Raw genomic sequence first — 14,343 nt, forward strand, 5'->3', positions numbered from 1 at the left:
GGTCCTGGGACCGGACGGCTCTTCTCGGCTCGGATCAGAGCGGCTGGATGCGGATCAGGCCGGGTTCAGCACCTGTGCGAGGAACTCGCCGGTGTAGCTCCCCTCGGTGGCCGCGACCTGCTCGGGCGTGCCCTCGGCGATCACCGTGCCGCCGCCGGAGCCGCCCTCCGGGCCCATGTCCACGATCCAGTCGGACGTCTTGATCACGTCGAGGTTGTGCTCGATCACGATCACCGTGTTGCCCTTGTCCACCAGCCCGTTGATCACGCCGATCAGCTTGCTGATGTCCTCGAAGTGCAGGCCGGTGGTCGGCTCGTCGAGGATGTAGACGGTCTTGCCGGTGGAGCGCTTCTGCAGTTCGCTCGCCAGCTTGACGCGCTGCGCCTCGCCGCCGGACAGCGTCGGCGCCGGCTGGCCGAGGCGGACGTAGCCGAGACCGACGTCGACCAGGGTCTGCAGGTGCCGGTGGATCGCCTTGATCGGCTCGAAGAACTCGGCCGCCTCCTCGATCGGCATGTCCAGCACGTCGGACACCGTCTTGCCCTTGTAGTGCACCTCGAGCGTTTCCCGGTTGTACCGGGCGCCCTTGCACACCTCGCACGGGACGTAGACGTCCGGCAGGAAGTTCATCTCGATCTTGATCGTGCCGTCGCCCGCGCACGCCTCGCAGCGGCCGCCCTTGACGTTGAACGAGAACCGGCCCTGCTGGTACCCGCGGACCTTCGCCTCGGTGGTGGCCGCGAACAGCTTGCGCACGTGGTCCCACACGCCGGTGTAGGTGGCCGCGTTGGAACGCGGCGTGCGGCCGATCGGCGACTGGTCGACGCGCACCAGCTTGTCGACGTTGGCGAGCCCGTTGACCCGGGTGTGCCTGCCGGGGACCTGGCGCGCGCCGTTGAGCTTGTTCGCCAGCACCTGCGCGAGGATGTCGTTGACCAGCGTCGACTTGCCCGACCCGGACACGCCGGTGATCGAGACGAGGCAGCCGAGCGGGAACGACACGTCGATGCCGCGCAGGTTGTGCTCGCGCGCGCCCACCACGGTGAGCTGCCGCTTCTTGTCGACCGGCCGCCGGATCGCCGGGATCTCGATCTGCCGCCGCCCGGAGAGGTACGCGCCGGTGATCGATTCCTTGTTCTTCAGGATCTTCTTGTACGGGCCGCTGTGCACGATGTGCCCGCCGTGCTCGCCCGCGCCCGGGCCGATGTCGACCACCCAGTCGCTGGCCCGGATGGTGTCCTCGTCGTGCTCGACCACGATCAGCGTGTTGCCGAGGTTGCGCAGCCGGGTCAGCGTCTCGATGAGCCGGTGGTTGTCGCGCTGGTGCAGGCCGATCGACGGCTCGTCCAGCACGTACAGCACGCCCACCAGTCCGGAGCCGATCTGCGTCGCCAGCCGGATGCGCTGCGCCTCGCCGCCGGACAGCGTGCCGGACGCGCGGTCGAGCGACAGGTAGGTGAGGCCGACGTCGAGCAGGAAGCGCAGCCGCGCCTGGATTTCCTTGAGCACCGCGCCCGCGATCATCGCCTCGCGCGGGCCGAGCACCAGTTCGTCGAGGAATTCCGACGCCTCCGCGATGGACAGCGCGCAGACCTCGGCGATCGACCGGTCGCCCTGCGTCGCGTGCTCCAGCGTGACCGCGAGGATCTCCGGCTTGAGCCGCGTGCCCTGACACGCCGGGCACGGCACCTCGCGCATGTAGCCCTCGTACCGCTCGCGCATGTACTCCGAGTCGGTCTGCTCGAGGCGCCGCTCCAGGAACGGGATGACGCCCTCGAAGGCCGCGTAGTACGAGCGCTGCCTGCCGTACCGGTTGCGGTAGCGGACGTGCACCTGCTCGTCGACGCCGTGCAGCACTGCCTTCTGCACCCGGGCGGGCAGCCGCCGCCACGGCGTGTCCATGCGGAACCCGACCGCTTCCGACAGCGATTCCAGCAGCCGCAGGAAGTAGTCGGCGCTCTGCCCGCCCGCCCACGGCGCGATGGCGCCTTCGGCGAGGGACAGTTCGTCGTCCGGCACCACCAGTTCCGGGTCGACCTCCTTGCGGATGCCGATGCCGGTGCACTCGGGGCACGCGCCGTAAGGCGAGTTGAACGAGAACGACCGGGGTTCGAGGTCCTCGATCGCCAGCGGGTGGCCGTTGGGGCAGGCCAGGTTCTCGGAGAAGCCGCGCACGCGGTGCGGGTCGTTCTCGTCGAGGTCGACGAATTCCAGCTCGACCAGGCCGTCGGCCAGCCGCAGCGCCGTTTCCACCGAGTCGGTGAGCCGCTGCCGCGCGCTGGTCTTGACCGCGAGCCGGTCGATCACCACGCCGATCTGGTGCTTTTCCTGCTTCTTCAGCTTCGGCGGGTCGGTGAGCGGGTGCACCGTGCCGTCGACCACCACGCGCGCGTAGCCCTGCTGCTGCAGGTTCTGGAACAGGTCGAGGTACTCGCCCTTGCGCCCGCGCACGACCGGCGCGAGCACCTGGAACCGGGTGCCCTCGGTCATTTCCAGCACCTGGTCGACGATCTGCTGCGGCGTCTGCTTGCTGATCGCCTCGCCGCACTTGGGGCAGTGCGCCTTGCCGGCGCGGGCGTAGAGCAGCCGCAGGTAGTCGTAGACCTCGGTGATGGTGCCGACGGTCGACCGCGGGTTGCGCGAGGTCGACTTCTGGTCGATCGACACCGCGGGCGAGAGGCCCTCGATGAAGTCGACGTCCGGCTTGTCCATCTGGCCGAGGAACTGCCGCGCGTACGCCGACAGCGACTCCACGTACCGCCGCTGCCCCTCGGCGAAGATCGTGTCGAAGGCCAGGCTCGACTTGCCCGACCCGGACAGGCCGGTGAACACGATCATGCTGTCGCGGGGCAGATCGAGATCCACGCCGCGGAGGTTGTGCTCGCGCGCTCCGCGAACAACGAGGCGATCAGCCACGCCTTCGTCCCTTCCATCGTTCTGCTCGGTGGCCCGCCGGGAGATCCGGTGCCGACGGACGTGCCCAGGGTAGGGACGACCACCGACAAAAACCGGACCGCACGTGTTCTGCCTGGGGTTTTCCGCTCTCCGGGGGCCGGGGGAAGCGGCCCGCGGCGGGGTCGCCGGACGCTGTCGGAGGCCCCGCGCGGCAGAGCGGATGCGCGGGCTGGCCCGGTTCCACGATACAGGTCGGCGAAGTGCGTCCGGCCCGGGTGCACGGGCCCCGGGAACCGGCGCGGGGCAGCGCCTTCGGGCGGGTTTCGCGAAAAGTGTCGCCCCCTGCCGATACGTTCGGGGCGTGGCGAGCGAAGAAGCCGGAGCAGTGCGGATCTACGCGGCGGGGAAAGGCGGCGACACCCCGGGACCGGGCGGCTGGTCCGCTCTGCTGGCCTACGGCGACCATCGGAAAACCCTCACCGGCGGGGCGGCGGACACGACCGCGGGCCGGATGGCGCTGACGGCTGCCGTGGAAGCACTCGAAAGCCTGAAAAGGCCGGTCCGCGTGCACCTGTACAGCGACAGCGAGTATCTCCGCACCGCGCTGGACGGTCATGATTCGGATGACCTCCTCCCCCGCCTCCGCACCTGCGCTGCCCAGCACGAGATCACCTGGCGGGATGCCGAGGACCCGGCCGCCCGCACCCAGCTAGCCGAACTGGCCGACCTCGCGACGGCGGCCCGCCCCACCGGACGCCCGCCCGCACTGCCGGAGGACGACGAGTGCCGGCACGGCATGACGAAGGCCTACTGCGCCGACTGCCGCCAGCTCGACGCGGGAGTGCTGCCGACCGGCTACCACACGGCGGGCGGCCACGCCTACCACAACGACGCCGACTGCTACTGGCTGCGCAGGGGCCAGCAGCGGCAGGAGCGGATGGGCCGCGACACCCACGAGATCGTGCGGATCGCCTGGGCTTCGGTGATCCCTGGGGAACTCGCCCCGTGCGAGCACTGCTGCACGACGGAATGGCTGGAACTCAATCGGCGCAGGTCAGGGCTTAGCCGGTTTGCATGACGCCCGGACCCGGTCGAACCGGCCTTCGGCGAGGTCGTCCGCAACGCCCCGGCCCCGACGATCCCGAACCACGCCACACCGCTGCACAACGGCCGACACAGCACCTACGCAGACGACCACTCTGCACGACGCCGGACCCGGTCACACCGGCCTTCGGCGACGTCCGCAACGCCTCAGCCCCAGCGATCCCGCACCACTCCAGCCCCGCAATCGCCGACACCACACCAACGCAGATGAGGGCTCACCCGCCCTGCACAACGCACCGCACCCGGTCGAACCAGCCAGCGACGACACCGTGCGCAACGCCTCAGCTCCAGCGATCCCGCACCACGTCAGCCACGCAATCGCCGACGCGACACCAACGCAGGTAAGGGCTCACCCACTCTGCATAACGCACCGCACCCGGTCGAACCGTCCCTCGGCGAGGTCGTCCTCGCGGATCAGCCAGTACAGAACGCCGACGTCGCCCCACGTGAGGCCCGCGTCGCCGTCGCTGTCGATCTGCGCGAGCAGGACCCACCGCAGCGCCTCGTCGGCGAGAGCGGACTCCGACGTGTCCTCCGGCAAGACCGCCGCGGCGACCTCGTCCTCCGGCGGCCCCTGGACCGGCCAGGAGCAGCCGCCGATCTGGTGGTACGGCGCGGCTGAGGACTCGCGGAGCAGGTCGAAGAACTCCTCGGACCAGTTGTCCGGGTCGGAGAGCGGCAGTCCGTCGCGGGCGAGCGTGCGGCGCAGCACCTCCTGCTGGGAGTTCGGGAAGGTGCCGACGATTTCTCCGGACACCTCAAGCCGCGGGTAAACCTCGGCCCCCTCCGGCGCGGCCCGTTCCGCGGTCTCGGCGCCGGCCGGGACGACCACGACCCCGCCGAGAGAAGTCAGATCGACCGGCCCTTCGGCCTCGAACCAGTCGTCGCAGTAGAAGAACAGCAACGAACCCGACGCGGGCAACTCGATCCCGCCAGGCACCCGAGGCAGCGCAGCACAGTCCACGGAGGCGACGAAGTTCATCGGCAGCTCGCCCCGCCAGACGGGCCACTCCACGTCCGCGGGCAGCGCGGGGTTCCCGCCGAGACACCCGACGCGCGCCCCGTTCCCGCCGGTGCTCAGCCGCACCGCGGGCCGGAACAGGGTTTCCCAGGCCTCGGCCACGTCCGGCGGAAGGTTCTCGCGCGCCAGCTTGGCGAGCGGGTCGATCCAAGAGGTCATAGGGAGATCTTGACAGCAGGCGCCGACAAAAACGGCCGCGTGGCCACCGCATGGGTGATCCGGCTACGGTGGGACCTCGTGAACATCGCCGACACGTACACCGGACACGTCGAACCGGGCGGCGACGCCGCGCGCCGGACGCTGGACGGGCTCACCATCACCAAGCTCTCCGTTGGCCCGATGGACAACAACGCGTACCTGCTCGTGTGCCGCGAGGAGAACGAAGCGCTGCTGATCGACGCGGCCAACGACCCGGAACGCATCTCGGACCTGATCGGCCACGGCCCCGACCGCCCCGCGCTGCGCACCGTCGTGACGACCCACCAGCACCCCGACCATTGGCAGGCACTGGGCGCGGTAGCCGGAGCGAACGGCGCGAACACCGCGGCGCACCCGCTGGACGCGGAACCGCTGCCGGTCCCCCCGGATTTCCTGGTCGAACACGGAGACACCCTGAAGGTCGGCACGGTGACGCTGGAGGTGATCCACCTGCGCGGCCACACGCCGGGTTCGATCGCGCTGCTGTACCGGGATCCGTCCGGCCACCCGCACTTGTTCACCGGGGATTCGCTCTTCCCGGGCGGGGTCGGGAAGACCGGCTCGCCGGAGGACTTCAAGTCGCTGCTGGACGACGTGGAGACGCGAATCTTCGGCGAGTTGCCGGACGACACGTGGTTCTATCCGGGGCACGGGGACGATTCGACGTTGGGTGAGCAGCGTCCGCATTTGGCGGAGTGGCGCGAGCGCGGCTGGTGAGCTGCGCATCCACCCAACTGATCCACGAACCAGGTAGAAGCGCAAATTTTCCTCAGCGAGGTCTGCCAGGTTTCGTGTTGTCGTGAGATCAGACCTAGCCCGCTGACAGGACCGAGTTTGCAAGAACCGGTTCCAACGAGGCCAAAAGCGCCACACCCTTGCTCTGGGTGTCTGCTCGGCATGGCATACGGGTCGGCCAGATGCGCCTCCGAGGCATTGCCTGCCGAGCGTTGTCGTCTCCGGAACCAGCCAGGGCAGCCTCAGAGTACTGGTTCCGTTTGGAGCAGGCGGCGCTGATGCTGGCTGGAAGTCCGCTGCGACACCAATGTCAGCCTCGACAGCGCTCACATTCCCTGTAACCGAGTCTCCGCGGCCACAGTCAGAACCAAGACCGTGGCCGCGGGACCACCCTCCGCATCTGCAACTTCAGCCAGCACCACACCGTCGGAGGAACCTGAATTCCTCGCAGGTACAGAGCCACCCGTTCTAGATCTCGCCGGTTCAGCCCCCACTCGCGCAATGATCCAGCGTTTTTTACTCCCGGCCGCGTTGCCTCTACGAAGAAGCCAGAGCCATTCTCAGAACTCGCTGGCCAAGTCCTACGACATCAACCGATTCGCTGCCTCAACCAGCATCTCTGCCCTGCCCTGCAGGAACGGTGCAAACTCGTCATCGAAGACGTTTTTTGGGCATACCGCACACTTGAGAATCTCATCCACCTTTGCACTCGGCATCCGTGCACGGTAGACGCTAGGAGCGTCTCCACCCAACGTCTTGTTATCAGCAGCCGAGATCATCGCAAAGTTGGCAAGAACACTCGCAGATGCAGTGCCGATATCCTCCTTTGCCAAGAAGGCTTGCGGCATCAAATGATGAAACTCCGAGCGATTGTAGGCAGACAGAACCTTCTGCAGAGAAACCGGAGAACCTGAGACGAAACTCAGCGGACGGGCATTCACGAGAAGCAAAACGAAAGACCTGGTATCGACTGCAGAAACCGAGAATTTCTTCTCAAGAAAGAAGTCAACGTTGAGACTTACAGAAACATCTGCAAGAGCAGAAGGCCTCCCTTCCCTCAATTTGACAGCTTCTTCGATATCACGCTTTAGATTACGGAGGACTCCGGCGCTGAATCGGCGCGAGAAGAAGGACCGCCAGAGCCATCTAACCAGCACCGCCCGCTGCTCGTCGCTAACATTGCGCGACTTCCCTTTTTCATGCGCAAAGAAGACACACAAAGGAACCAGAACTGCCGGATACGGAAGGTTGCTTAGTTTTTCAACGCGCAGATGACTGCGCACAAAATCGATTGCGCCGCGAACACCGTTCTCGATCTCGTCAAAGCGGTCCCTAACCTCGGTTCCGCTCATGTTCATCAGCGTGTTGGGAGCGGCGTCGCGCGCCACAACGGCAGCGCAGCATCTCAACAACAAGTTCGAGTCAGCGCCAACCTCGCCGAACCCGAAGGGTGCAAGCACTTCAGCCAAGCCAGCGAAGCGGGTTTGGAGATCAAACTCCTCGCTCCACGTCCAGGCCGACAGAAGCTGCAGAACGTCCAACTCGACGCCAAGCCGGTTGACACGTTCGAAGACAATCGCAACTTTGCCGCGGTTATCAGTAACGATGTCTTGAGTGGGAATCCTCGCCTCCTTGAAGATCGACTGAACCGAGTCGATCACTTCAGCCTCTTCATCAGTGAAGTTGCCGGTAGCCTTTCGATAAGCAGTCGTGTCAAAAAATGTATTGATTGGAAAGTGCCGCCCGGGGTCAACCTCTTCATCCTCGAGCGCAAGGAACTGACTTTCTTGCAGATCACCGGCAGCAGACAGGCTGAAGTAGATACGAGGCCAAGTTTCCCCATCATCAGGCTCGAGATCAGTCTGAAAAGTACCAAAGATCGAAGTCAAACGCTGCTGACCATCGAGAACGTAACTAATGGGAAAATCAGCCGTTGGCTCAGGCAAGGAGAATGGCCCCAGCCTTCGTTCGGATTTCAACTTCTCCTTTGTCTGCCAGAGGATCGCAGATCCGAACGGATACCCTTTGTATATAGAGTCCATCAGGTAGGCAACTCGGTCCGGATCCCACACGAACCCACGCTGGAATGCCGGCACCCGCAGCTGCCCCTGCCGAACCTGCTCGATCAAAGTTCTGATCGACACCTCGCCCATCAATCGCTCCCTCAGCGCAACGTTCGCGGAGCCACGCACCCAAGCACCCAGCCCCCACCACATAGATCGATACGGAGCCGTCCGTGATCCAGCTCCATAGCTGCTGGGATGCAAGTCGTACAGCCAGGGAGGGGTGTTACACGGCTCGGTCGCTTTGGTCTGCCGACATAGATGTCGTGCCAGGTTCGCCTGGGATCCACTGTTCCGGCGACGCGTCGCGACGACGACCCCACGCTGTCCACAAATAGACAGTCCGCCAGGGAAATTCGGCCTGCCAACCGCGCGCGGCGCGTTGACCAGCGAGCCTCCGGCGAGTACTCAGGCGAAGGTCAACTTTCACAGCACTCGGGGAGCGGCATGACAGCGCAACTGTGGTCACGGCGGACCTTGCTCGGCGGCGCAGCGGGCAGCGCAGCACTGCTCATCACCGGCTGCGCGTCAAAGCAAGCCAAAGCCGCCGCCATGCCGCCTGCCCAGCCCGGCGGGGCGCGGGTGATGATCATCCGGCACGCCGAGAAGCCGTCCGGTTCGACCGGGCCGCAAGGGATTGACGTGAACGGCAGTCCCGATTCCCACTCCCTGACTGTTCGCGGCTGGACCCGGGCCGGTGCGCTCGTCGAGTTGTTCGCGCCAGCGAAAGGTTCACTGAGGGAAGGCCTCGCTCGCCCGACCGCTGTCTACGCGGCAGGCGGCAACGGCGGCGAGGGCACCCGGCCCAGGGAGACTGCCGGGCCGGTGGCGGAGCGGCTGGGCAAAACCGTCCTCACCACTCATGCCAAGGGCAGCGAGAGCGCACTCGCGGCCGAGGTCGCCCGGCGGACGGAGCCGACCTTGATCAGTTGGCAGCACGAGGAGATTCCCGCCCTCGCGGCTGCCTTCGGGGTTGCTGCGCCGCAGAAGTGGCCGGACGAACGGTTCGACGTCGTCTGGGTGCTGACCCCGGCCGGGTCCGGCTGGACACTTACTCAGGTGCCGCAGCTGCTTCTGGCCGGGGACAGCGCCGAACCGATCAAGTAGCCTACTGCCGCTCGTAGGGAAGCTTCTCCCCCGCCTCCACCGCGAACGGCAGGTGATTCCCCTCCGGCGGCAACGGGCACGTAGCGAAATCCGTGAACGCACACGGCAGATTCACCGCCCGGTTGAAATCCAAAGTCACCGTCCCGTCCGCAGCAGCCTCGGCGACCGGCAGCGAACGGTTGGCAGCATAAGTAGTCACCCCACTAGTCGCATCAGTGAAAAGAATGCTGTACCCGCCAGTCTTCCCATTGAACGCAGTAAGCGTGTACTCAACCCCATCCCGCTCGAAGACAACCCGCCCAGGTGCCGTGTAGACATGCGACAGTCCCTCCACAACCGCACCCACAGTCGTCGGCCGGGGCTCGTCGAAGGGCTCGAAACGGCCAGTCAGAACCCAAGCCGGATCGGGTTCGTACACGGGGACCCCGTGGAAGGCTTGCAGCACAGGGGCTTTCGGGTCGTGCACGCGGATCAAGTACCCCGACCGGCGGGCGATCTCGATTTCCACCGAACCGGCCGTGACCCGGGTGCCCGCGCCGCTGTTCACTAGCTCGAAGCGGTGGACATCCGTCAGCAAAGTGCCTTCGTGCCGCAACTCCCCGCCGGCCGGATCGACGTACGCGGCTTCGGCGTCTTGCCACCATCGGCCGGGCAGGCCGGGATAGGTCCGGGGCGCATCCTCGAGCCAGTCGAGCGACACCAGGGCCAGCCAGCCGTACGGATCGGCCAGCGTCTTTTCCCGTTCCGCTTTCCAGTCCTGCCACGCCTGCGCGAACTCCACCGCCATGTCCGGATCCCTTCCGTGAGTGTCCAGGGGACAACACCGGACCCGGCATGGCATTCCGGCTCCCAGCACGTGGGAACGGTAGGGTCGCCGCGTGGCGGAGCAGACGGAACAGGCCGTGGAGATCTACACCGACGGCGCGTGCAGCGGCAATCCCGGACCGGGCGGCTGGGGCGCGCTGCTGCGCTACGGCAAGCACGAGCGCGAGCTGTACGGAGCCGAGGACACCGTCACCACCAACAACCGCATGGAGCTCATGGCTCCGATCCGCGCGCTGGAAAGCCTCACCCGCGCGTCGGTGGTGCGGATCTACACCGACAGCACGTACGTCCGCAACGGCATCCTCCAGTGGATGCCCCGCTGGAAGAAGAACGGCTGGCAGACGCAGGCGAAGCAGCCGGTCAAGAACGCCGACCTGTGGCAGCGCCTCGACACCGCCTGTCAGCAGCACGAGGTCGAGTGGCTGTGGGTCAAGGGCCACGCCGGACTTCCGGAGAACGAGCGCGCGGACAAGCTCGCGGTCAAGGGATCGCAGGAAGCCGCCGCGGCCGGAGTGCGCCGGGCTCGCGGCTGAGCCGTGCGGATCGACTCGCGAGCTTGGCCGTACCGGTTCGACGAGTTCATGACACGGTGGCTGCGCATGCGGGATCCCGTCCTCCGGCGGACATCGTCGACAGTGTTCTGACCCGCGAAGGTGCGCACCGGTTGGCAGGGCTCACGTCGACGCACGATCTGGTCGTCACGGCCCGCCCGGTGCCGGATGAGCCATCGATCGCGATCGTGGTCGTCCGAGCAATGCCGTCCACCGACAAAAAAATTAGTCTTGACAGTAATAACCATCGGCAGGCAGGCTCGGCAGCACCAGAAAGCCGAGAGGACCAGCCATGCCGAAGTTCACGACCGTCGCCGAGTACGTCGCCGCGCAGCCTGAAGTGCTCCGCGAGGTCTACGCCGCTCTCCTGCCCGCGCTCGACAACGCGATGCCCGAACCGGCCGCGCTCTACCACGGCGCGCCCACCTGGAAAGCGGGCAAGAACCCGGTCTGCCTCGCGAAGGCGTACAGCTCATACGTCACGCTCGCTTTCTGGCGCGGCCAGCTGATCGAGGGCGGTGGCCTCGAACCGAGCGCCCGCGAGATGGCCCACGTGAAGCTGCGCAGCGCCGAGGACGTCGACGCCAAGCAGATCACCGCCTGGGTGCAGCAGGCTCTTGCACTGGAGACAGAATCAGCAGCGTGACGAACCCCTGCCCCTGCGGGCTGCCCGAGCCATACGCCGATTGCTGCGGCCGGTTCCACCGCGGCGACCAGAACGCTCCGACGGCCGAGTTGCTGATGCGGTCCCGCTACTGCGCGTTCGCCGTCGGCGAGCCCGATTACCTGCTCGACACCTGGCATCCGGACACGCGCCCGAAGCGGCTGCGGCTTGACCCCGCGCAGGAGTGGACCCGGCTGGAGATCCTCGGCCGGACCGGCGGCTCGCTGCTGCAGAACGAGGGCACCGTCGAGTTCCGCGCGCACTACCGCCACCAGGGCCGTGACGACTCGCAGCACGAGAACAGCCGGTTCGTCCGCGAGGGCGGGCGCTGGTACTACGTCGACGCGCTCTAGGCGGAACCGCAGGCGAAAATCGGGCGAAAAGACCCCGTCGAGGTCTGTTCCCGGCTCCTCCGGACGGCTACTATCACCGGCAATCGTTAAGGAACTTTACTAACAATCGCCGCCGCCAGGAGCCCGAGGAGGACCGCTCGTGACCCCACGCCGGCCAAGAATGCCCGGACGGCTGTTAGCAGTCGCCGCCCTGACCGCAGCGCTGATCCCCGGAGTCGCCGGGGCCGCTTCGGCCGGGCCGGAACCCGGGCAGGCCGCGATCCCCGGCTATCTGATCCAGTCCTCGGCCAAGGTGCCCGACGACGCCTCGGTGTCGAAGCCCGGTTTCGACGCCAAGGGCTGGTACCCGGTCGGCTCGCAGTCGACGGTGTACGCCGGGCTGCTCGCCAACGGCCGCTACTCCGACCCGTTCTACTCCACGAACATGAAGAACGTGCCGGCCGCGGACTTCAAGGTGCCGTGGTGGTACCGCGCCGACATCAAGGTCGCCGACCCGTCCCAGCGCACCTACCTCGACGTCAGCGGCGTGCTGTCCAAGGCCGACGTCTGGGTCAACGGCGCCCGCGTCGCGACCAAGGACGAGGTCAACGGCCCCTACACCCGGCACGACCTCGACGTGACCAAGCAGGTGCACGAGGGCGTCAACAGCGTCGCGTTCAAGGTCTACCCGAACGACCCGAACAACGACCTGTCGATGGGCTGGATCGACTGGGCGCAGACCCCGCCGGACCAGAACATGGGGCTCGCGCGCGAGGTCGTCGTCCGGCACAGCGGGCCGGTCGCGCTCCGCGGCGCGCACGTCGTCACGAAGCTGAACGTGCCCGCGCTCGACCACGCCGACCTCACCGCGAAGGCCGACGTCCGCAACGACTCCGACGCGCCGGTCCGCACCACGGTGTCCGGCACCGTCGCGGGCAAGCCGGTGAGCCAGGACGTTTCCCTTGCCGCGCACGAAAAGAAGACCGTCACCTTCCCCGTGATCGGCGTCGACAAGCCGCAGGTGTGGTGGCCCGCCGGCATGGGCGGACAGCCGATGCAGCAGCTGGACCTCACCGCGAGCGTCAGCGGGACCACGTCCGACGCGAGCCACTCCAGCTTCGGCATCCGCGACGTCAAGGCTCCGCTGAACTCCAGCGGCGGGCGGCAGTACGTCGTCAACGGCAAGCCGCTGATGATCAAGGGCGGCGGCTGGTCCCCCGACCTGCTGCTGCGCTGGGACGCGGGCCGGGCGGCGGACAAGCTCGCCTACGTCAAGAACCTCGGCCTCAACACGGTGCGGCTCGAGGGCCACATCGAACCCGACGCGTTCTTCGACCTCGCGGACCGGATGGGCGTGCTGACCATGCCCGGCTGGGAATGCTGCGACAAGTGGGAAGGCCAGGTCAACGGCGACGAGAAGGGCGAGCCGTGGACCGAGGCGGACTACCCGATCGCCAAGGCGTCGATGACCGCCGAGGCCGAGCGGCTGCGCGACCACCCGAGCGTGCTGTCCTTCCACATCGGCAGCGACTTCGCGCCCGACGCGCGGATCGAAAAGGGCTACCTCGACGCGTTGTCGGCGGCGGACTGGCCCGCGGCGGTGATCTCCGCGGCGTCGGCCAAGGCGTCGCCGAAGCTCGGCCCGTCCGGGATGAAGATGAACGGCCCGTACGACTACGTCCCGCCGAACTACTGGTACGACAAGGCGCACAAGGACGCGGGCGGCGCGTGGAACTTCAACTCCGAGACCAGCGCCGGGCCGGACATCCCGACGATGGACACGCTCAAGCGGATGATGACGCCCGCCGAGCTGGAAACGCTCTGGAAGAACCCGTCCGCGCCGCAGTACCACCGCTCCGAGTCGGAGACCTTCGCCGACCTGAAGATCTTCGGCGACGCGCTGGCCGGCCGCTACGGCAAGCCGACGAGCCTGGACGACTTCGTCCGCAAGGCGCAGCTGGCGCAGTACGAGAACGTCCGCGCGGAGTTCGAATCGCACTCCCGCAACTTCACCGACTCGAAGGACCCGTCGACCGGGCTCATCTACTGGATGCTCAACAGCGGCTGGACGTCGCTGCACTGGCAGCTGTTCGACGCCTACCTCGACCAGAACGGCTCTTACTTCGGGGCCAAGAAGGCGAACGAGCCGCTGCACATCCAGTACTCGTACGACACCAAGTCGGCTGAGGTGGTCAACTCCACCACGAAGAAGGCGTCCGGCCTGACCGCCAGCGTCGAACTGTTCAACACCGACGGCACGAAGAAGTTCTCGAAGACCAAGAAGAACTTCTCGGTCAACGGCGGCGGCGCGCACGCGAAGGCGCTCGACATCGGTTCGGTCAGCGGGCTTTCCTCGACCTACCTGGCGAAGCTGGTGCTCACCGATTCGGCGGGCAAGGAGGTCAGCCGGAACGTGTACTGGCTGTCCACCAAGGACGACAAGCTCAACTGGAGCAAGTCGGACTGGTACTACACGCCGACGTCGTCCTACGCGGACCTGTCCGGGCTGTCGAAGCTGGGCGCGGCGAAGGTGGCCACCGCGGCGACCTCCGCTCCGGGTCCGGACGGCACCACCGTCACCACGGTGAAGCTCACCAACACCTCGTCGGGCAAGACCCCGGCGTTCATGGTGGACACGCACCTGGTGGACAGCACGGGCACGCCGGTGCTCCCGGTGTCCTGGTCGGACAACCAGGTCAGCCTGTGGCCGGGCGAATCGGTGACGCTCACCGCCACCTACCGCACGGCCGACCTGCACGGTTCGGCTCCGTCGGTGCGGGTCGCGGGCTGGAACACCGGCACGCAGACCGTCCACGCGTAAGCGCTGTGGGGCTAGCGGGCCTGGCTC

At 66.8% G+C, this 14,343-nt stretch carries 11 protein-coding genes; 7 read left to right on the forward strand and 4 right to left on the reverse strand.

The genetic code is table 11. The features are described from left to right. Positions 1-54 precede the first annotated feature (54 nt). Entirely contained in the window at positions 55-2,916 is a 2,862-nt protein-coding gene (gene uvrA, locus EIZ45_RS34425; protein ID WP_037818144.1) for an excinuclease ABC subunit UvrA, read from the reverse strand. A 340-nt stretch (positions 2,917-3,256) separates the two neighbouring features. Between uvrA and EIZ45_RS34430 the strand changes: the two genes are divergently transcribed. Beyond that, entirely contained in the window at positions 3,257-3,973 is a 717-nt protein-coding gene (locus tag EIZ45_RS34430; protein ID WP_238605657.1) for an RNase H family protein, read from the forward strand. Between the two features lie 375 nt (positions 3,974-4,348). On the opposite strand, the gene EIZ45_RS34435 is transcribed toward EIZ45_RS34430, so the two are convergent. Further along, positions 4,349-5,179, reverse strand: coding sequence for a YwqG family protein (locus EIZ45_RS34435; RefSeq protein ID WP_134667977.1), 831 nt, complete (start codon positions 5,177-5,179; stop codon positions 4,349-4,351). 78 nt (positions 5,180-5,257) lie between these two features. Here EIZ45_RS34435 and EIZ45_RS34440 point away from each other — a divergent pair, with 78 nt between their 5' ends. After that, positions 5,258-5,935 carry an MBL fold metallo-hydrolase gene (locus EIZ45_RS34440; RefSeq protein WP_037818231.1) on the forward strand — a complete coding sequence of 226 codons (678 nt, stop codon included), beginning with the start codon at positions 5,258-5,260 and terminating at the stop codon, positions 5,933-5,935. A gap of 599 nt (positions 5,936-6,534) precedes the next feature. On the opposite strand, the gene EIZ45_RS34445 is transcribed toward EIZ45_RS34440, so the two are convergent. Further along, positions 6,535-8,106, reverse strand: coding sequence for a DUF262 domain-containing protein (locus tag EIZ45_RS34445; RefSeq protein WP_134667978.1), 1,572 nt, complete (start codon positions 8,104-8,106; stop codon positions 6,535-6,537). A 357-nt stretch (positions 8,107-8,463) separates the two neighbouring features. Between EIZ45_RS34445 and EIZ45_RS34450 the strand changes: the two genes are divergently transcribed. Continuing rightward, entirely contained in the window at positions 8,464-9,123 is a 660-nt protein-coding gene (locus EIZ45_RS34450; RefSeq protein ID WP_134667979.1) for a hypothetical protein, read from the forward strand. A 1-nt stretch (position 9,124) separates the two neighbouring features. Here EIZ45_RS34450 and EIZ45_RS34455 read toward each other — a convergent pair whose 3' ends face one another. Beyond that, positions 9,125-9,910, reverse strand: a complete 786-nt coding sequence (locus tag EIZ45_RS34455; RefSeq protein ID WP_134667980.1) for a DUF1684 domain-containing protein — start codon at positions 9,908-9,910, stop codon at positions 9,125-9,127. Between the two features lie 91 nt (positions 9,911-10,001). Between EIZ45_RS34455 and rnhA the strand changes: the two genes are divergently transcribed. The 4 genes from rnhA to EIZ45_RS34475 all read left to right on the forward strand — a co-directional run bounded on the left by rnhA (position 10,002) and on the right by EIZ45_RS34475 (position 14,316). Further along, complete coding sequence (gene rnhA / locus EIZ45_RS34460) at positions 10,002-10,481, forward strand: ribonuclease HI (protein WP_037818141.1); 480 nt, start codon at positions 10,002-10,004, stop codon at positions 10,479-10,481. A gap of 310 nt (positions 10,482-10,791) precedes the next feature. Further along, entirely contained in the window at positions 10,792-11,145 is a 354-nt protein-coding gene (locus EIZ45_RS34465) for a DUF1801 domain-containing protein (RefSeq protein ID WP_134667981.1), read from the forward strand. Beyond that, positions 11,142-11,516 (forward strand): YchJ family protein, encoded by a 375-nt coding sequence (locus EIZ45_RS34470; RefSeq protein ID WP_134667982.1) that lies wholly within the window; start codon positions 11,142-11,144, stop codon positions 11,514-11,516. The genes EIZ45_RS34465 and EIZ45_RS34470 overlap by 4 nt, the downstream gene beginning before the upstream one ends. Before the next feature lie 160 nt (positions 11,517-11,676). After that, the gene (locus EIZ45_RS34475; RefSeq protein ID WP_134668026.1) at positions 11,677-14,316 is read left to right on the forward strand and encodes an exo-beta-D-glucosaminidase; all 2,640 of its coding nucleotides are present in this window, start codon (positions 11,677-11,679) and stop codon (positions 14,314-14,316) included. The last annotated feature ends 27 nt before the right edge of the window (positions 14,317-14,343 follow it).

Origin of the sequence: Amycolatopsis sp. CFH S0740, assembly GCF_004522315.1 — a bacterium.
GTDB lineage: Bacteria > Actinomycetota > Actinomycetes > Mycobacteriales > Pseudonocardiaceae > Amycolatopsis > Amycolatopsis nivea.

Coding starts and splice junctions, on each gene's coding strand:
- EIZ45_RS34435 (WP_134667977.1), bottom strand. CDS start 5,179: ATGACCTCTTGGATCGACCCGCTCGCCAAGCTGGCGCGCGAGAACCTT.
- EIZ45_RS34445 (WP_134667978.1), bottom strand. CDS start 8,106: ATGGGCGAGGTGTCGATCAGAACTTTGATCGAGCAGGTTCGGCAGGGG.
- EIZ45_RS34450 (WP_134667979.1), top strand. CDS start 8,464: ATGACAGCGCAACTGTGGTCACGGCGGACCTTGCTCGGCGGCGCAGCG.
- EIZ45_RS34455 (WP_134667980.1), bottom strand. CDS start 9,910: ATGGCGGTGGAGTTCGCGCAGGCGTGGCAGGACTGGAAAGCGGAACGG.
- EIZ45_RS34465 (WP_134667981.1), top strand. CDS start 10,792: ATGCCGAAGTTCACGACCGTCGCCGAGTACGTCGCCGCGCAGCCTGAA.
- EIZ45_RS34475 (WP_134668026.1), top strand. CDS start 11,677: ATGCCCGGACGGCTGTTAGCAGTCGCCGCCCTGACCGCAGCGCTGATC.